At 51.8% G+C, this 18,986-nt stretch carries 12 protein-coding genes; 8 read left to right on the top strand and 4 right to left on the bottom strand.

The features are described 5' to 3' along the window. Positions 1-235: 235 nt before the first annotated feature. Complete coding sequence (locus AC5JO6_RS03255) at positions 236-1,825, bottom strand: glycoside hydrolase family 57 protein (protein ID WP_496079597.1); 1,590 nt, start codon at positions 1,823-1,825, stop codon at positions 236-238. 312 nt (positions 1,826-2,137) lie between these two features. Here AC5JO6_RS03255 and AC5JO6_RS03250 point away from each other — a divergent pair, with 312 nt between their 5' ends. The 4 genes from AC5JO6_RS03250 (at position 2,138) to AC5JO6_RS03235 (ending at position 7,761) form a co-directional block, all read left to right on the top strand. After that, positions 2,138-3,232 (top strand): type IV pilin-like G/H family protein, encoded by a 1,095-nt coding sequence (locus AC5JO6_RS03250; RefSeq protein ID WP_496079596.1) that lies wholly within the window; start codon positions 2,138-2,140, stop codon positions 3,230-3,232. A gap of 432 nt (positions 3,233-3,664) precedes the next feature. Then, positions 3,665-4,681 carry an L-histidine N(alpha)-methyltransferase gene (gene egtD / locus AC5JO6_RS03245; protein WP_496079595.1) on the top strand — a complete coding sequence of 339 codons (1,017 nt, stop codon included), beginning with the start codon at positions 3,665-3,667 and terminating at the stop codon, positions 4,679-4,681. A gap of 314 nt (positions 4,682-4,995) precedes the next feature. After that, entirely contained in the window at positions 4,996-7,047 is a 2,052-nt protein-coding gene (locus AC5JO6_RS03240; protein ID WP_496079594.1) for a protein kinase domain-containing protein, read from the top strand. Between the two features lie 66 nt (positions 7,048-7,113). Next, complete coding sequence (locus AC5JO6_RS03235) at positions 7,114-7,761, top strand: Uma2 family endonuclease (protein ID WP_496079593.1); 648 nt, start codon at positions 7,114-7,116, stop codon at positions 7,759-7,761. On the opposite strand, the gene AC5JO6_RS03230 is transcribed toward AC5JO6_RS03235, so the two are convergent. Next, complete coding sequence (locus tag AC5JO6_RS03230) at positions 7,753-8,517, bottom strand: ABC transporter permease (protein ID WP_496079623.1); 765 nt, start codon at positions 8,515-8,517, stop codon at positions 7,753-7,755. The genes AC5JO6_RS03235 and AC5JO6_RS03230 overlap by 9 nt on opposite strands. A gap of 275 nt (positions 8,518-8,792) precedes the next feature. On the opposite strand from AC5JO6_RS03230, the gene AC5JO6_RS03225 reads away from it, so the two are divergent. From AC5JO6_RS03225 to AC5JO6_RS03215, 3 genes are all read left to right on the top strand, one after another. After that, on the top strand, positions 8,793-9,938 hold the full coding sequence (locus AC5JO6_RS03225; protein WP_496079592.1) for a DegT/DnrJ/EryC1/StrS family aminotransferase: 1,146 nt from the start codon (positions 8,793-8,795) through the stop codon (positions 9,936-9,938). 453 nt (positions 9,939-10,391) lie between these two features. Continuing rightward, positions 10,392-12,137, top strand: coding sequence for an ABC1 kinase family protein (locus AC5JO6_RS03220; protein WP_496079591.1), 1,746 nt, complete (start codon positions 10,392-10,394; stop codon positions 12,135-12,137). 150 nt (positions 12,138-12,287) lie between these two features. Continuing rightward, positions 12,288-12,659 carry a hypothetical protein gene (locus AC5JO6_RS03215; RefSeq protein ID WP_496079590.1) on the top strand — a complete coding sequence of 124 codons (372 nt, stop codon included), beginning with the start codon at positions 12,288-12,290 and terminating at the stop codon, positions 12,657-12,659. Positions 12,660-12,847: 188 nt separating this feature from the next. Here the strand turns inward: AC5JO6_RS03215 and rpsD are convergent, their stop codons facing one another. Further along, positions 12,848-13,456: a 30S ribosomal protein S4 gene (gene rpsD, locus AC5JO6_RS03210; protein WP_496079589.1), complete on the bottom strand. Its 609-nt coding sequence runs from the start codon at positions 13,454-13,456 to the stop codon at positions 12,848-12,850. Between the two features lie 419 nt (positions 13,457-13,875). After that, entirely contained in the window at positions 13,876-14,583 is a 708-nt protein-coding gene (locus AC5JO6_RS03205; protein WP_496079588.1) for a Uma2 family endonuclease, read from the bottom strand. Positions 14,584-14,711: 128 nt separating this feature from the next. Here AC5JO6_RS03205 and AC5JO6_RS03200 point away from each other — a divergent pair, with 128 nt between their 5' ends. Continuing rightward, positions 14,712-18,827, top strand: a complete 4,116-nt coding sequence (locus AC5JO6_RS03200; RefSeq protein WP_496079587.1) for a hydantoinase B/oxoprolinase family protein — start codon at positions 14,712-14,714, stop codon at positions 18,825-18,827. Positions 18,828-18,986: the final 159 nt, after the last annotated feature.

Raw genomic sequence — 18,986 nt, 5'->3', positions numbered from 1 at the left:
GGTTCGCCTGGACACGTTCAGCAAGAACGGTTGTCACTCCAGGTGAACCGATGGTTGCCAAAAGTAAAAGTAGAAGGCGGTGCTGCTCATTTGCCTGTTTCGTTAAGAATTTTCGTCGAGAATGTGAATCAATGCTTACCTGAAATTAACAGAGGCATCAGAGTGAGTCAAGTACCCGATCGGCTGAGGTTTCTAGCAGTAGGGACATTGTGTGCAACGTCCCTACGTTCCCACTTCAGAGTGGACGATACACACGGTAGTTGATGTTGGGGAAAATATTGTCGATCGCCTCTACCTTTTCCAGCCAGCCCGCATCAACCTTGCCTTGCTTGATTTCCTCATACAGCTTGTGAAAACGCATGAGGTGCGATCGTGTTCGGCGCACTGCATACGGCACCATCGTCCCAGTCCGCATAATGAATGCCCAGTCGGACGATTGCGCCAGCAGAAGTTCTCGTGCTGCTTGATTGAGCGATCGCCAGCCCAGTTCATCTTCTGGCTCGATTTTTGCCAGTTCAATCATCCGCTCGGTTGCCTTGTGCAAATGGGGATAAATCCAGGCGTTGGTTTCATTGAGCCAATACTCGTGAAAGCCCTTATAACCCCAGCTTGATTGAGACGGATTAGACACCTGTTGCGTTTGATTGACTTGCAGATAGTCTGCCAGGTGCGTCATTTCAAACGTGCCCTGGTCAAACCACGCCTTGCGGAACAAGTAATCGATGAACCAGGGACCTTCATACCACCAGTGCCCAAACAGTTCGGCATCATACGGCGAGACGATAATGGGCTTGCGCTGCATCATGCCGTAAAGATGCTCCACCTGACGTTCTCGATTGTAAGCAAAGTTACCAGCATTCTCTGCCGCCTTTTCCTTTGCCCAGTAGGGATCGTAGAGCTGCTTGTCGCCCAGACCCAGACCTTTTCCAGTAATTTTGTGGTATTTGATGCCCACATTCTTACGCTGTCCATTGGGCATGACGTAGGGCTTGATGTACTCATATTCGGCATCCCAGCCCAAATCGCGGTAGAACTCCCGGTATTCGCTGGCACCGGGATAGCCCACTTCGGACGACCAGACCTGCTGTGACGATTCGTGATCGCGCCCAAACGCCGCTACACCTGTCGGGGTGAAGATAGGCGCATAGGTGCCGAAACGGGGACGCGGACGGGCGTAGAGAATGCCGTGTCCATCCGTCAAAAAGTAGCGCAAGCCAGCATCCGCCAGCATTCGCTCAACCCCTTCGTAATAGGCGCATTCGGGCAGCCAGATGCCTTTGGGGGCGCGTCCAAAGGTTTCCTCGTAGTGTTCGCAAGCAACTTTAATCTGCGCCCATACGGCTTGCGGATACATCTTCATTAATGGGAAGTAGCCGTGAGTTGCGCCGCAGGTAATGATTTCGAGGTTATTGGACTCGGCAAACTGGTTGAAGGCTTTGATGAGGTTGCGATCGTACTTTTCCCAAACCTGCCGCACCTGATTGAACTCTTTGGCGTAATACTCTGCCAAATACTTAAGGTGCCCGTTGTGCGTGTTGCGCTCAATTTCCATCTCTGCCAGTTCTTCTAGCTGAGCGAGATGCTCGTCGTAGCGCTCTTGCAGCAGCGGATCGCGCAGCATTGATACCAGCGGCGGTGTCATGCTCATCGTGATCTTAAAATCAACGCCGTCTCGCTTTAACCCTTCAAAGACTTGCAGGAGCGGAATATAGGTTTCTGTGATTGCCTCATAGAGCCACTCTTCTTCCAACACGTAGTCGCTTTCGGGATGGCGGACAAAGGGCAGGTGGGCGTGCAGAACAAGGGCGAGGTATCCAATACTCATAAGAACGTCGATTTAGAGGGGTTAGTCAGGGTGTTGTGAGTCGGCTTGCCAAGCATTGTAAGGCGAAATGGCAACTGTTGGGAGAGAGGGGAGCGGTGTGAGAAGGTAGGAGGCAGGAGGCAGAGGGCAGAAGGCAGGAAGTAAAAGGCAGAAGGCAGGAGGCAGAGAGTTAGGGTTTCAGGGTAAATGTCTTGAAACATGGTGTGTGCCGTGCTGGAGGGCTTTGGGTTACTTTTCGCCCGATCGACGGTTTGCGAGTATCCTGATGCTAAATGATTTGTCGAGTCAATTTTTCTCGATCGATGCTCTGCCATGACTCAGCCGAACCTGCTCAAACTTGCTCAACAGGGTGAACCAAACGCGATCGCCACGCTCATCAATCTCGCCTTAGAACCGAAGGGAGTGATCGCAAAAGCAGCCATAGAAGATGACTGTCTGTACGTGTTTCTTCGCTCAGCCCGTCCGTTAAATGCCAAAGCACTGGTGGCGTTTATTCAGCGAGGCATTCTTCGTTTAGAAATTGACTCTATTGAACGAGTGCAGGTTTATGGGCAGCACTCCGAAGATGAGCACCCGCTCTGGGTCGAAACGTTTGTGATTCAGCGATCGCGGGTTGCTGAAGGGCTAGAGGCGCAGGTTGCTGAAGCGCTAGAGGCACTGTCTCACACACCAACAGGTGTGATCGACAACTCGCCACCCAAGCTTGTAACACCAGGCGAAGGACAGCAGCAATGGGCACGAGCCTTACCGTTGCAAGCCTCCTTGAACAGCACTTTCAAGGGATTCAAAGAATTTTTGGCTCAGCAGCGCGATCGCCTCAAACGAGAACCCTCTGATCATGCGCGAACCAAACGCCGACCGCTTACCTATCTCAAGCTCTCTGTGTTGGTGACGCTGGCAGCGTTTGTCACTGGGGGTGCAGTAGCGCTGCTTGCCAACTCGTTTACCGTTGGTAAGGACGATCGCAAGCAAGCAACTTCTACGACCGCCGCTGGCAGCCAACTGACCATCAAATCTGAAGCAGAACGGACTCGCAACCAGCAGCAAGACGCAGCCAGAAACTACCTGGAAACCATGAATAAGGCACAACAGACGTTTTATCGTCAGAACAACCGTTTTGCTTCAACGTTGGAAGAACTGGAGCGGTTCGCTGCCGTACCGATCGCCTCTCGCAGTGACTACACCTACAAACTCACAGTGCCCAGCAAAACACAGGCTCAACTTACCGCAATGCCAAAACCTGAAGGTCTCAAGAGCTACACAGCCGCAGTCGCGATCGTCAAGCCGACCAACCAGGCTGTAGCGGCAATTTGTGCATCTCAGCAAGCAGCAAAAGTGCCACCACTTATCTTTCTGTCGTCTGAGGGCATTGTTCAATGTCCCGCAGAGCCTGCGAAAGCGCCGTGAAACGAGTTTCTGACTGGCGACGAGTCATGCAGTTATCTAGTGGTGTTGTGATCGGTTAGTAACCCATGACAATCTCACGCGTTGCTTTGAGCCATGTTTCACGAGTGCTAAACGTTCTCATCAATTTCTAAACTGGGTTTCAACTGGCGATCGCATTAAAAGTGGAGAATAGCGGTTGAGCTTGAGCTTTAGGCGCGCAACCGCTTGAAAATGCCCTCAAAGCAATCAGTCGCTGATCCCCTTCAACTTAAAGACAGATGTAAAAGCGGTTACAAGCACTGTTTAATCTTTAGGGAGTGACTAATCCTGATAGCCTAGACTTTGCCTTCAAACTGCTTCAAAGTTTGTGCCATAGCGATGCTTAAGGCAGAGAACAAGGCATAGAACTTTGTCACTGGACTAATGCAGATATCGTGAAAGGAGACCGCTTCAGTGAACGTTGTACAACAAGAAAATGCCCGCTTTCGTTGGGTCACACTCAATGCTTCAGACACAAATGTAGACGAAGGAGCAGCGATTATTCAGGGCTTAAAGCAAATGCCCAAGACGCTTCCTTGCCAATATTTTTATGACGATCGCGGCTCCCAATTGTTCGAGCAAATTTGCGATTTGCCAGAATATTATCCCACTCGCACCGAGCAGGCAATTCTAGAAACCTATGCTGCCGAAATTGCTCAGTTGACGGGTTCTTGTGAATTAGTGGAATTAGGCAGCGGCAGCTCTCGCAAAACTCGCTTGCTGCTAGAAGCTTACAGCAAGACGAATGATCAACTGCAATACTGCCCGATCGATGTGAGCGCTGGCATCCTTAAAACGACTGCGCTGGAATTGCTGCATCAATACCCCAAACTGAAGCTCTGCGGCTTAGCTGGCACCTATGAACAGGCGCTCGATCAACTCCCTCCCGCCGAGTTAGAAAATCGTATGCTGATTTTTCTGGGTAGCACAATGGGCAATTTGAACCCGGCGGAGTGCGATCGCTTTCTCGATCGTGTTCGCAATGCCCTTCAACCAGGAGAATTTTTTCTCTTAGGCGTTGACCTGCAAAAAAATCCTGCTGTTCTCGAAGCCGCTTACAACGATTCTCAAGCTATTACCGCTGCATTTAATCTCAACCTTTTGAATCACTTAAATTGGCGTTTTCGGGGCAATTTTAAGCTGGATCAATTTTCTCATTGGGCATTTTACAACACAGTTGAGCATCAAATTGAAATGCATCTTCGCAGCTTGGCAACGCAGACAATTGCCTTGGAAACACTAGACTTTCAGACAACACTACAAGCCGGAGAAACCATTCGCACCGAGATCTCACGCAAGTTCCATTTGCCAACGCTGGTGAAGACATTGGAGACATACGCCTTTCAACCGTTGCAAGTCTGGACTGATCCAAATCATTGGTTTGGCTTATTGCTGTGCCAACGCCAATGCATCAGCGACGAGTGTCCTTAGGTTGGGGGAGTAGGGAGTGGGGAGTAGGGAGTAGGGGCAGAGGTGGCTAAGGCGAAACTTAAAACTCTCCATGTCTCCTCGCTCCTCACTTTTCTGTAACACGATCGTCCTACTGGGTATCCATACGACATCCAACTCAGTGATTCTGTCCATCAAACTCAAATCAACTACGACGAATTTAAAGCTTTCATTGGTGACATCCAGCCGCCTGAGACCTTGATGCAAACGCAGACCGATCGCAAAATTGCCGAAGAACAGCGCAAAACCTAGAGATGCGGTAGGAACTTGAGTTCAGGTGTCAGAATGAAAGCCTGATGCCTGATGCCTTTGCCGCTCGTTGTATGAGCTATTGCTTGAATTTAATTTGCACCTCACCGCAGAACCTTGACAGTGCCGAATGCTGTCAAGCCTGCGGTTTTCGCTTGCAGTTGCACAACCGTTACCGTGCGATAGCGCTGATTGGGCAGGGTGGTTTTGGGCGGACGGTTTTAGCGATCGATGAGCGGGAGCAGGCAGAAGGCAGAAGGCAGAAGGCAGAAGGGATAGAACTAGAAGCTGAGGATCAGAGAACAAACGAACTGTTTGCTTCCGATGCTGCTCTTTGTGTCATCAAACAGTTTTTCCCACAGCAACCTGCCTTCACGGAACCGGAAGCCGCGATCGCCCTTTTTCGCCAAGAGGCACAGCGGCTCAAAGAACTGGGCGAACATCCCCAAATTCCAACGCTGTTGGATGCGTTTGAGGATAGGCAACAGTTTTACCTGGTGCAAGAGTTTATTGATGGTCAGAATTTAGAGCAGACATTAGCAGAACAGGAAGCGTTCACCGAAGCCGCAATTTGGCACTTGCTGACGGCGATACTCCCGGTGCTGAAGTTTATCCACGATCGCCAAATCATTCACCGCGACATCAAACCTGCCAACCTGATCTGGCGACGGGACGGCACCTTTTCTCGTCTCGTTTTAGTGGATTTTGGCGCAGCAAAATTGGTGCAGCCGAGCGATCACCTCAAAATGGGCACCAGTATCGGTAGCGCTGAGTACGTTGCACCAGAGCAGGCGCGTGGCAAAGCTGTTTTTGCCAGCGACCTCTACAGCTTGGGTGTGACCTGTCTTCACCTGCTAACAAATCTATCGCCCTTTGATCTGTTTGATTCGGTCAACGATGCTTGGGTTTGGCGGCAGTATGTGACGGCTCCAGTGAGCGATCGCCTTGCAGCAATCCTCGATCGGCTCCTGCAAAATGCCTTGATCAAACGGTTTCAATCAGCAGATGAAGTGATGAGGGCGATTGGGGAGTCAGCAGAGGGAGCAGAGGGAGCAAGGGGAGAAGCGGGAGATGCTTTATTACCAACAACTAACAACCGAAAGCTAACAACCTTTTCATCTCTTTCTGTTCCCTACTCCCCACTCCCGACTCCCTACTCCCCACCATTTATCCCCTGGCAGTGCGTTCATACTCTCACTGGGCACACTGCCAGCGTTAATGCAGTCGCCCTTAACCCCAATCGCCCTATTCTTGCCAGCAGTAGCGAAGACAAAACGATCCGCTTCTGGGATCTACAAACGGGCAGTGTAATGACGGCTGTGCTTGATCATGTGCTGGCGGTTCGTGCGATCGCCTTTAGCCCGGATGGTGAAACAGTCGTCTCTGGAGGACAAGATCGCAGCGTCGTGCTAACGCGAAAATGGCAGCTGGATATTGCGGGTCGCAGCACAACCTTAGGACATCATACGCACGCAGTTACCGCGATCGCATTTACCCCCAATGGACGAATGCTTGCCAGCGCCAGCCGCGATAAAACCATCAAGCTTTGGAATCTTCAGACACGAGAAGAACTTTGCACGCTGAAAGCACATCGACTTAACGTCACAGCGATCGCGTTTAGCCCCGATGGACGGTTTCTTGCCAGCGCCAGCGCCGATCACACCGCCTGCTTGTGGACAACCGAAGCGAATCTCAGTATTCAGATGCGCTACACCTTCAGCGATCACATTGGCACAGTGCAAGCAGTCGCCTTCAGCCTGGACAGCCAGATACTGGCAACGGGCGGGGACGATCGCACCATCAAACTTTGGAGTACCCAAACTGGACGCTTGCTCCACACCTTCCCAGGACACTCCTGGACGGTGAGCGCGCTCAAATTCACCCCAGACGGCTTGACGCTCATCAGCGCCAGTTGGGACGGCACATTGAAACTGTGGGCTTTAACCGATCGCCAATCGCCTGCGATCGTCCTGAGCGGACACAGCGATTCGATTAACGCGATCGCTCTCAGTGCCGATGGTAAAACCCTTATTAGCGGTAGCAGCGATCGTACCATTCGCGTTTGGCAACTTAAGGAGGGGAGCGATCGCTACTCATAGCCCTACTCCCTACTCCCCACTCCCCACTCCCCATTAGAATGAACAATATAGCGCCAGGAGCAAGTCATGGTTGTCACACCACCTGTACTAGGAGAACAGCGCGTTATTCTTCAGAACATTAGCTGGCAATGCTTTGAGTATTTGCTGAATGAGTTGGGCGAGAATCGGGCAGCGCGACTTGCTTACGATCGAGGGGTTTTAGAAATCATGTCGCCTTTCATGCCGCATGAACACGTCAAACGACTGATTGAACGTTTTGTTGAGACGCTTTGTGATGATCTTGACCTTCCCATTCGTAGCGCCGGATCGTTGACTTGCAAGCGCAACGATTTAGAGCGTGGTATTGAGCCAGATTCTGGCTTCTACATCCAGACCGAACCGTTCATTCGGCACCTGGAACACATCGATTTGATGCGAGATCCGCCGCCAGACTTGATGCTCGAAGTAGACTTTAGCAGTTCCTCTTTGAACAAAGAGCCAATCTATTTGGCATTAGGAGTGCCAGAGTTTTGGCGCTATGCCAGAGGCGAACTGACGATCAAGCAGCTACGCCAGGGAAGATACGTGCAGCTTGACCATAGCCCGACCTTTGCCAATTTACCCTTGACGGAAATTCCCAGGTTTCTCAGCCAAAGCACTCATCTGGGCGAAAGAGGTGTGGTCAAAGCCTTCCGATCGTGGGTGCAAGAATGTCTGCAAACCCAATCACCATAGAATGAGTTGCGATGCTTTGTTGAAAAATTGGCGGCAGATGCCCCAGCTCACGAGCAGTGTTGTGATGAGTGTGGCAAACGCTAGCATGAACATGACTAGCATCTGGTAAGCGGCTGCCAATAAAGGGTCAGCCCCAGCCAGGATCTGTCCGGTCATGATGCCCGGTAAGGTGACGATCCCTACCACCATCATGGTGTTAATTGTGGGAATGAGTCCCGCTTTAATGGCATCTTTGCGGTATTGAGCGATCGCCTGCTGTGGCGTAGCGCCTAAACTCAAGTGCGTTTCAATCTCTAGCTGGCTATTGTTCAGGGTGCTGACTAAGCGTTCGCCCGCGATCGCCGCTCCATTCATCGCATTCCCCAGCACAATGCCTGCTAACGGAATCAGGTACTGCGGCTCGTACCAAACCTGCGGCTGAATGACTAGCAAACCCGTATACGCTAAGGTCAAAGCAGTGCTGATCAGCATGGAGCCTCCCACTAGGGGCAAGAGATGCGGCACTTTTTTGCTAATGCGGTTGCGAGCCACGATCGTGGCGATCGTCAGCATCACCCCTAGCACCCCCAGCACTACCCAGGGATTCCGAATCGCAAAAACCGCCGCCAGCACGTAGCCTACGACCAGCAATTGCATGATCGTGCGCCCGGTTGCCACTGCTAAATGCCACTCCAGCCCTAAGCGCTGCCATGCCGAGAGCGCAATGGCGATCGCCATCATGCCTAGCGCCCAGACGATTTGTAGCGGTGAATCCATATAGAGTAGTTGTTGGTTGTTAGTTGTTAGAGAATGGGAAGGAGAAGTAGGAGAGGAAAGAGGCACAGAGTTCATGCACAGCTCAAAGCTCTTTAGGGTGCGGCGCTAAACCAAACTCTTTCTCTTCATTCCTTATCCCTTACTCCTCATCTCAGCCAACATGGCTGCAACAATCATCCCTTTAAGCCAGTCCAATCATCTAAATGACACAATTTGATTCCATTTAAAGGCAAAGTTTGATTCTATAGACAGAGTGTGATGTGTGGTGTAAGTGAGTGAGTAAAATTCCCCCGTTTGATTTATCCGAGCAGTATAAAATCATTGGCGATGAGGTGAATGCGGCAGTTTTAGCCGTGCTTTCCTCCGGTCGCTACATTGGCGGTGCAGCGGTTGAAGGCTTTGAACAACAGTTCGCTGACTATATCAGCACCTCAGAATGCATTGCTTGTAACTCTGGCACGGATGCGCTGTACCTGGCATTGCGATCGCTCAACATTGGCGCAGGCGATGAGGTCATTACAACGCCGTTTACCTTCATTGCTACAGCAGAGATGATCAGCGCGGTTGGTGCTACGCCTGTTTTTGTGGATATTGAAGCGCAGACCTTTAATCTGGATCTGGATCTGGTGGAAGCTGCGATGACGGAACGGACACGGGCAATTCTACCCGTACATCTGTTTGGGCAACCCGTTGACATGACGCGACTGATGGCGATCGCTCAACGTCACAATCTGGCTATCATCGAAGATTGCGCTCAGGCTGTCGGTGCAGAATGGGCAGCGCAAAAAGTCGGCAGCATCGGACACATTGGCTGCTTCAGCTTTTATCCCACCAAAAATCTGGGTGCTTGTGGCGACGGCGGGGCAGTGACGACGAATGATCCCGCGATCGCCGCTAGGATGAGAATGCTCCGCGATCACGGTAGACGTGCAGGTGGCTACTACCATGAAGCGATCGGTGTTAACTCTCGCTTGGATGCGTTGCAGGCTGCCATCTTGCAAGTCAAGTTGCGCTATCTGGACACCTGGAATCAACAGCGTCGGGCTATTGCCGATCGCTATCAGCATCTGTTGCAGCATGTTCCAAACATCGCGCCACCGCAAGAGCCAGTAGGTGGAAAGGGCGTTTGGAACCAGTACACGCTTCGCGTTCTCGGTCATACGCACAGCGCTGAACAAACTAAAAGCTCTTACAGAGATGCGGTGCGTCAACAGTTGCAGGCGGATGGGGTCAGTTCAATGGTTTATTACCCTCTACCACTGCATCTACAGCCAATCTACACAGATCAAGCGCAACCGCCCAAGCTTCACCCAATCGCGGAACGGGCTGCTGGTGAAGTGCTTTCGTTACCTATGTTTCCTGAACTCTCCCCTGAAGAACAAGATCGAGTCGTGTATAGCTTAAAGGATTGCCTTGTTTGAGCGCTCGTCCGGTCGAGCAGGCGAAAATCTCAACACCTTGGGTATGCTTAGCCATGAGAGAGCAAGCTTGCGGCGATCGACAACGAGTGTCGCTGTGATACTCCTTGCCGCCCCTTGCTTCTTTCTCAGAGTCGGTTGAACTTCCACTAAACTGTGGCTACACAGGCAAGCTTCGGCTGGCGGTCAGCGATCAGCAGCAAAAACGAATCTGTAGGGCGATTTTATAGAAGTGGTATTAAATGCATTGCTGGGTCAAGAGTTAACGTTAGGTTAATTAAAACGCTAGGTATTTGTAGTTTCGTATACTATGATTAAGTTATAACGAGATCGACACTGAGTCCTTAAATAGACCAGGAAAGTTCTTGCATTTAATTGGTTCCACCGGGGGCGATGCTGGCGAGTTGCGGTGCTGCCCTATACACTTGAGAGCACGTTAGAGAGGTAAAGACAAGCGTGGGTCAGCATCCCCTTAGTCGGTTGAGACGCTATGATGCGGGCGCGATCGCTCAACACTATCGCTATCGTCCCTGGAAAACAGTTGGACGTTCTTTACAAGTCGTAGTATCATTCCTGGCTTTTCTTTGGGGTCTGAAATGGGATGAGTGGCGAGGCAATCAGATCAGCGCTCAGCCCAAGCGGGCGGATCAACTGCGCAGAACGTTGATTAAGCTGGGTCCTACGTTTATCAAAGTTGGGCAAGCCCTATCGACGCGACCGGATTTAATTCGTAAAGATTTTCTTGATGAGCTGATCAAGCTGCAAGACCAGCTACCTCCGTTTCCGACCCCCATTGCCTTTGCTCTGATTGAAGCAGAACTCGATCGCTCGGTTGACGAGATGTTCAGTCAGATTTCGCCACTTCCTGTAGCCGCCGCCAGTCTGGGACAGGTCTACTACGCCCGTCTTTACAGTGGCGAAGAGGTTGCTGTGAAAGTGCAGCGCCCTAATCTCTTACCTGTGCTGACATTAGACCTCTATCTGATGCGGTGGGCAGCTAGTTGGCTGGCTCCTTGGCTCCCGCTCAATCTGGGGCACGACCTGACGCTGGTGGTTGACGAGTTTGGTGTCAAACTGTTTGAAGAAATCGATTACCTTAACGAAGGGCGCAACGCTGAGAAGTTTGCAACTAATTTCCGTAATGACGCAACGGTTAAGGTGCCCGCGATCTACTGGCGCTACAGCAGCCAGCATGTACTGGTTCTAGAGTGGATTCATGGCGTTAAGCTGACCGACACAGAACGCATTCGAGACGTTGGACTAGGAACGGATGCGCTGATTGAAATTGGAGTCACATCGGGTCTGCGTCAGTTGCTGGAGTATGGTTTTTTCCACGCCGACCCTCATCCTGGCAATCTTTTCGCAATGGCACCGCATTGTGACCTTCAGGGCGGCAGTAGTAGTGCTGAGCAGCCGATCGCTCAGATGGCATACATTGACTTTGGCATGATGGATCAGCTTGAAGAGGCTGCGAAGGAAACGATCGTCGATGCCGTGGTGCATCTGATCAACAAAGACTATGTTGATTTGGCAAAAGATTTCGTCAAGCTTGGCTTTCTGACACCCGATACCGATATTCAGCCGATCGTCCCTGCTTTAGAAGCGGTGCTGGGCGATGTCTTGGGCGAAAGCGTCAAGGACTTTAACTTCAAAACGATCACCGATCGCTTTTCGGAATTGATGTACGAGTACCCCTTCAGACTGCCAGCCAAGTTTGCGCTGATCATTCGCTCGTTGGTCACTCAAGAAGGTCTTGCCTTGACCCTCAACCCCAATTTTAAGATTGTGGATGTTGCGTACCCTTACATCGCGCAACGACTTTTGACCGGAGAGTCCCCCGCTTTGCGGCGCAGGTTGCTGGAAGTACTCTTTAAAGACGATAAGTTCCAATGGGAGCGATTGGAAAACCTGATTGCGATCGCCCGCAGCGATCAGTCATTTGACCTTTTGCCTACCGCTCAGTTAGGACTGCAATACTTACTGTCTGACGAAGGCAAATTTCTTCGACGACAGTTGATTATTGCCCTGACACAGGACGATCGCTTACACACTGAAGAAGTGCAGCGTCTCTGGAATCTAATTAAGGGCGATCTTCAACCCGGTCGCTTATTTAGCGCGGCGATTGGGGCTTTGGCAGAATTTTCTACTGCTGGAACAGCCGCACTGATACCCTCTGCATTGACCGCTATTCGCAAGGTCTAGAGCGCCGAAACGGTGTAGGGTTAAAGGAGCCAGAATGATTAGTAGCGCGTTGCGCTGTTGCACTACAAAATCTTAAGACCACAACATCTTAAGTTCACTGTTGCAACTTAAATCCCGGCACCAAAACTTAGAACTTCATCTCTATCAACTATGTATTCCATTCCCGAACCGCCATACGTACTGCTAATTGGTGGTCTGTTTTTTAGCCTCGCTTCGGGCGTTGCCTTTGAATCCGTTTTGAAGAAAGCGGTTCAGGATTGGTCAAAAAACCGTTCGACACGCACCCTGGCAAATTTGCAAGGCATCCAGCTTTTTCTTCCCTTCCTGGGTATTGCGTTGGGTATATGCCTTTTTCTCTCGTCTGGGATGGAAGTGTTTGGCTTTACAACTCAACTGTCGTATGCGATCGCTCTACCACTTACCGTGCTGATCGGCTGGCTCATCTGGTCGCAACTAGGCAAGATTCTGGCGCAGCTAGAGCGCGGCGGCTCTCAAGCCTTAGACCTTGATTCTTGGGGTTAACCTTTAGAGAAAATAACGGTTCTAAGCAGATCGGAACTGAGACCATCCAAGAAGAGGCTGTTAGCCTCGTTTTTGTCGCGCTTCTGATAGCAGACTCGCTAGACGCAGAAAAACAGCCTCCTAACTGACGGGTTCAGGGGGCTGTTTTAATCATTTCATGCCGCGTGAAACTGAGATGCTGAGGAACCCTACGCTTGTCGAGAGTAGTACTCAACCACCAGCAGCTCGTTAATTTGAAGCGCTACCCACTCGCGATCGATGACGCTATTAACCTTACCAACGAGTTTGCTCTTATCGAACTCCAAATGGCTAGGCAAGTTTGCCAACCCTGGATATTGCAGGTTGGTTTCAACAATCTTACGAGAGCGTTCCTGATCCTTCACGCCAATCACTTCACCGGGACGGCACTGGTAACTTGGAATATCGACCACACGTCCGTTGACAGTGACATGACCATGATTCACCAGTTGACGTGCCCCCGGAATGGTCGGAGCCATCCCTAAGCGAAAAATGGTGTTATCCAGGCGCATCTCCAGCAGTTGCAGTAAGGTTTGCCCTGTGGAACCTGCGGCTCGGCGAGCTTTTCGCACATAGCGCAGTAGTTGGCGTTCGGTGATCCCGTAGTTGAAGCGGAGCTTTTGCTTTTCTTCCAGTCGAACCGCATACTCAGAACGTTTTTTGCGGTCTTGACCATGCTGACCGGGTGGGTATGCACGTCTGGGTGCTTTGCGAGTCAACCCAGGCAAATCTCCCAGCCGACGCACAATCCGCAGCCGTGGACCTCGATATCGCGACATCTAACTTCCTCTAAATTCGTCTAAGAGTTTTGACAAGAACATCTAGTATAGGCTCTGACGACTCTAATTTTAAAGAAATATTGTTGCGTTTTTTTAGTGTTGCTCGATCACTAAGCCGATTTTTGTGGTTTAGAGGACTTGATACGATCGGTCAACCGCTGCGAGACTTCAGTCACAAAGAGGGTTATGAGTACCGCATCATCGATTTTGTCCACGGAATGCAGTCTGGCAGAATATGAATGGACTGAGGACGTAAATTAGCGGTCAGCGGTCAGGGGTCAGCGGTCAGCAATTAGCGGTCAGCAATTAGCGGTCAGGGGTCAGCGGTCAGAAAAAAGCTGATGCTGTAGCTGGCTTCCCGAAGGATTGGCTAGTGGCTGAGAGCTAATCCAACTGTGTGCTGTTGTCTTTAGCGATCGCTAAATCTCGTCGGGATCGATCCCCAGCGATCGCAATTGTGCCGCGAGGCGATCGGCTCGTTGCTGCGATGCATTGGCGCGCTGCCCTTCTCGAATTGCCAACTCTTCGGGGCTGAGTAGACGGTTGCCTTGCTGGTCATACCAGTACAGCCATTCGCGGGTGCGACCGCAATGAGTGCCACGATCGCGCCCGATCGCCAGTCCAACCTCTGGGAGCCAAACGCGATCGTCGGGTTGCAGCACGTAGCGTCCGTCTACCAGCCGATACACCTCTAGTGGAGCGCGCTTGCGGCGATAGCGGCGACTGGGGACATAGATGACGTAATAGAGAATGCCAAGCTGAGCATAATCGAACTTTTTCTGCTCGTATTCGCCGCCATAGGTTTTGGAGACGACTTCTAACGCCAGCACGGGTACAATGCCATCTTCTTCCCATAGGACGTAGCTTAAGCGTCCTTCTTCGTCGATGAACCGATCGACTCCAAGGCTGAGAAAGCCGTCGGGCACGATCGGCGGCTGGCTGGGGGCGTAGTAAATGCCCATGTCGATGCCGAAAAACCAATCGGTGCGATCGCTCCATGCTAGAGCCAGAATTGCTTGTAGCAAATTGGGGATGAGGTTTTGCAGCTCATTATCCACAGGCGTATCGTCCGAATCGGGTAGCTCGGCTGCGGAGGGCAAACAGCTTAAAGGGTCGTACTGTACCATGCTGGCGTTACCATGCGTGCGATCGTCGGGGTAGCTGACTGTATTTTAACGAATGAGGTTGCTATCTCTGAAACAGCCTTGAGCGATCGCGCCACAATAGGTCTAAAAGACACGGTAGGGAGATTGGGATGGCGACTCATGCAGATGCCCGCTGGGAATTTTGGATCGATCGAGGCGGTACCTTTACTGACATCGTGGCGCGCAGACCAGACGGAAGCCTGACGGTGCATAAGCTACTGTCTGAAAATCCCTCACGCTATCGTGATGCATCCATGCAGGGCATCCGCGATCTTTTAGGACTTGCAGCCGATGCGCCGATTCCCACCGAGCAAATTGCCGCGATCAAAATGGGTACCACTGTTGCAACTAACGCACTGCTAGAACGCAAGGGCGATCGCGTGGTTCTTGTCATCACCAAAGGCTTTCGGGATGCGTTGCGAATTGGCTACCAGAATCGTCCCAACATTTTTGCGCGTCACATCGTTCTGCCCGAAATGCTGTACGAACGAGTGATTGAGGTTGAGGAACGCTATAGCGCACAGGGTGAGGAACTTTTACCGCTTGATGCCACTGCCGAAGCCGCCTTAACCAGCGCTCTGGAAGAGGCGTATGCAGAGGGTATTCGAGCTTGTGCGATCGCCTTTATGCACGGCTATCGGTATCCCAATCATGAGCAGAAGGCAGCGGCGATCGCTCAAGCAGTTGGGTTTACCCAGATTTCTGTCTCTCATGTGGTCAGTCCCTTGATGAAGTTCATTAGTCGCGGTGATACCACTGTTGTTGATGCGTACCTGTCACCCATTCTGCGGCGGTATGTGGAGCAGGTGAGCCAGGAGCTTGGGGAAGTAGGGGAAGCGGGGGAAGATAGAAAACCGCAGAGACGCAGAGGCGCAGAGAGTCAGGCTACGTTAGTGGTTGAGAACTCGGCACTTCGACCTCAGAACTCGGATGTTGCAGCTCAAAGCTCAGATGTTGCAGCTCAGAACTCGGCACTTCGACCTCAGAACTCGGACGTTGCAGCTCGGAACTCGGCACTTCGACCTCAAAACTCGGATATTGCAGCTCAGAACTCCCCACTCCCCACTCCCCACTCCCCACTCCCCACTCCCCACTCCCCACCCCCCACTCCCCACTCCCCACTCCCCACTCCCCAACTCCTCTTCATGCAATCCAACGGAGGCTTAACGGATGCTCGATCGTTCCAGGGCAAAGACAGCATCCTCTCCGGTCCTGCAGGCGGCATTGTGGGAGCGGTGCAAACCAGTAAGCTGGCTGGGCTAGACAAAATCATTAGCTTTGATATGGGCGGCACCTCCACGGATGTCGCGCACTATGCGGGCGAATATGAGCGGGAATTTGAAACGGAGGTGGCAGGCGTGCGTCTGCGGGCACCGATGATGTCGATTCATACCGTGGCGGCAGGTGGCGGTTCGCTTTTGCACTTCGATGGGTCGCGGTATCGCGTTGGTCCAGAGTCGGCAGGGGCAAATCCGGGTCCTGCTTGCTACCGCAATGGCGGCGTACTGGCAGTAACGGATTGCAATGTGATGGTAGGCAACCTGCAACCAGACTTTTTCCCGCACGTGTTTGGGGCAAACGGTGATCTGCCGCTTGATGTTGCCGTAGTACAGCAGAAGTTCAGTGATCTGGCAGCGCAAATTCAAGCCGCAACAGGTGATATCCGATCGCCCGCACAAGTAGCGCAAGGTTTTCTGACGATCGCCATCGAAAAAATGGCAAGCGCGATCAAAAAAATCTCCGTTCAGCGCGGCTACGACGTAACTGAGTACACCCTTTGCTGTTTTGGTGGAGCTGGGGGACAACATGCCTGCGCGATCGCGGACACATTAGGGATGCAACAAGTCTTTCTGCACCCGTTTGCAGGCGTTTTATCTGCCTACGGTATGGGTTTGGCGGATGTTCGTGTGATGCGCGAAAGGGCGATCGAAGCCCCATTAAGCCAACCGCGATTGCCAGAACTTGAACGTGCCCTTGCCAATCTCACAGCAGACGCAAAAGCTGAACTGCTTCAGCAGGGCATTCTCGACGCACAGATGCAAGTGTTGCCCAAAGCCCATTTGCGCTATCAAGGCACTGACTCTGCGCTAATCGTTAGCTTTGGTGATTGCAACGCGATGACTGCCGCTTTTGAACAAGCACACCGTCAACGCTATGGCTTTATCGCTGAGAACAAGCCATTGCTGGTCGAAGCGATATCTGTTGAAGCGATCGGTGTGACCAATACGATCGACGAACCGATCAGTACAGAAACTCGTAAAAAGCCCTTAACTGCGATCGCAACCGTCCAGACCTATGGGGCTGACTCCTGGCACTCAACCCCCGTGTTTCAGCGTGAGCAACTGCTTCCGGGCGATCGCATCCTCGGTCCCGCACTCATCATCGAACCCACAGGTACTAACGTCATTGCAACCGGATGGCAGGCGGAATTGACGGAGCGAGGGCATCTGATTTTGAGGAAGGAGAGGAGAGAGCGGTCAGCGGTCAGCGGTCAGCGGTTAGAAGCGGAGGAGCAGAGGGAGCATGAAAATGAAGCACTCAGAACTCAAAACTCAGAACTCAAAACTCACCTCACTTCCTCTTCACCCTGCTCCCCACTCCCCACTCCCCACTCCCCCGATCCCGTTTTGCTCGAAATCTTCAACCATTTATTTATGGCGATCGCCGAGCAGATGGGCTTCACGCTGCAAAATACCAGCTACTCTGTCAACATCAAAGAGCGTCTCGACTTTTCCTGCGCTGTGTTTGATCAGCACGGACAGTTAGTTGCCAATGCGCCGCACATTCCCGTGCATCTCGGCTCCATGAGCGAAAGCGTCCAGTCACTCATCACCACTCACGGCAGCACGTTGCAACCAGGCGATGTTTACGTTCTCAATAATCCTTACAACGGGGGAACGCATTTGCCGGATGTGACGGTGATTACGCCAGTGTTTGAGAAGGATAAAGGCGAAAGAATAAAGGCTAAGAAGCAAGCTGATTCATCCTTTAGCATTCATCCTTTAGCCTTTCCCGATCGCCCTCTCTTCTACGTCGCCTCTCGCGGACACCACGCCGATATCGGTGGCATTTCGCCGGGATCGATGCCGCCAAATAGTGTGTCGATCGCGCAAGAAGGCATTCTCATCGACAATTTTCAATTGGTGGATCAGGGAAAATTTCGTGAGCGGGAACTGCTTGAACTACTCACGACAGGCGACTATCCAGTACGCAATCCAATGCAGAACGTGGCGGATTTGCAGGCTCAAATTGCTGCCAACGAGCGTGGTGTACAGGAACTCCACAAGATGGTGCAGCACTATGGGTTAGACACTGTGCAAGCGTATATGCGGCACGTGCAAGACAATGCGGAAGCATCGGTGCGCCGTGTCATTGATATGTTGACGGATGGCAGCTTTACCTATGCGATGGATGATGGTAGTCAGATTGCGGTGTCGGTCACATTCGATCGTCCTACTCGCAGCGCTACGATCGACTTCACAGACACATCACCCCAGCAACCCAACAACTTCAACGCGCCTGTGGCTGTGTGCAAAGCTGCCGTTCTCTATGTCTTCCGCAGTTTAGTAGACGACGATATTCCACTCAATGCAGGCTGTCTTAAACCTCTAAATATCATCATTCCTGATGGCTGTATGCTCAATCCACATTCTCCAGCCGCCGTCGTCGCAGGGAACGTGGAAACGTCTCAAGTTGTGACAGATGCTTTGTATGGCGCGTTGAACGTGATGGCAGCCTCACAGGGGACGATGAACAACTTCACCTTTGGCAATCAGCGCTATCAGTATTATGAAACGGTCTGTGGTGGTTCAGGTGCAGGGTCAACGTTTGACGGTACGGATGCAGTCCAAACGCACATGACTAACTCTCGCCTGACTGATCCAGAAGTGTTGGAATGGCGCTTTCCCGTCCGGTTGGAAGACTTTGCAATTCGTCCCGACAGCGGTGGACGAGGTTCGCATCGTGGCGGTAATGGTGTGATTCGTCGGCTCCGCTTTAAGGAAACGATGACAGCAGCAATTCTGTCGGGGCATCGGTTGGTGGCACCGTTTGGTTTGGAGGGTGGCGCACCCGGCATAGTGGGACGCAACTGGGTTGAACGAGCCGATGGCACGATCGAACCTCTAGACAGCAAAGCCGAAGTCACCATGCATCCCGGCGATACCTTTGTAATTGAAACACCTGGTGGTGGTGGTTATGGATTGTTCGATGGCTTATCTGGTTAGCTTGAACATACTTGCAACCGCAGATTACACCGTTGGGTATGCGATCGCGTTTAATTAGCTCGATCTAGTTGAACAGTTCAAACGTGATGATCAATCGCCAGCAAAAAGCGAGGGGTCAGTAGTTAAAGATAATTACTGCACCCTCGCTGCTATTTGCTA

It is taken from the genome of Tildeniella sp., from assembly GCF_059505325.1.
This window is presented reverse-complemented; position numbering and strand designations above follow the sequence as displayed.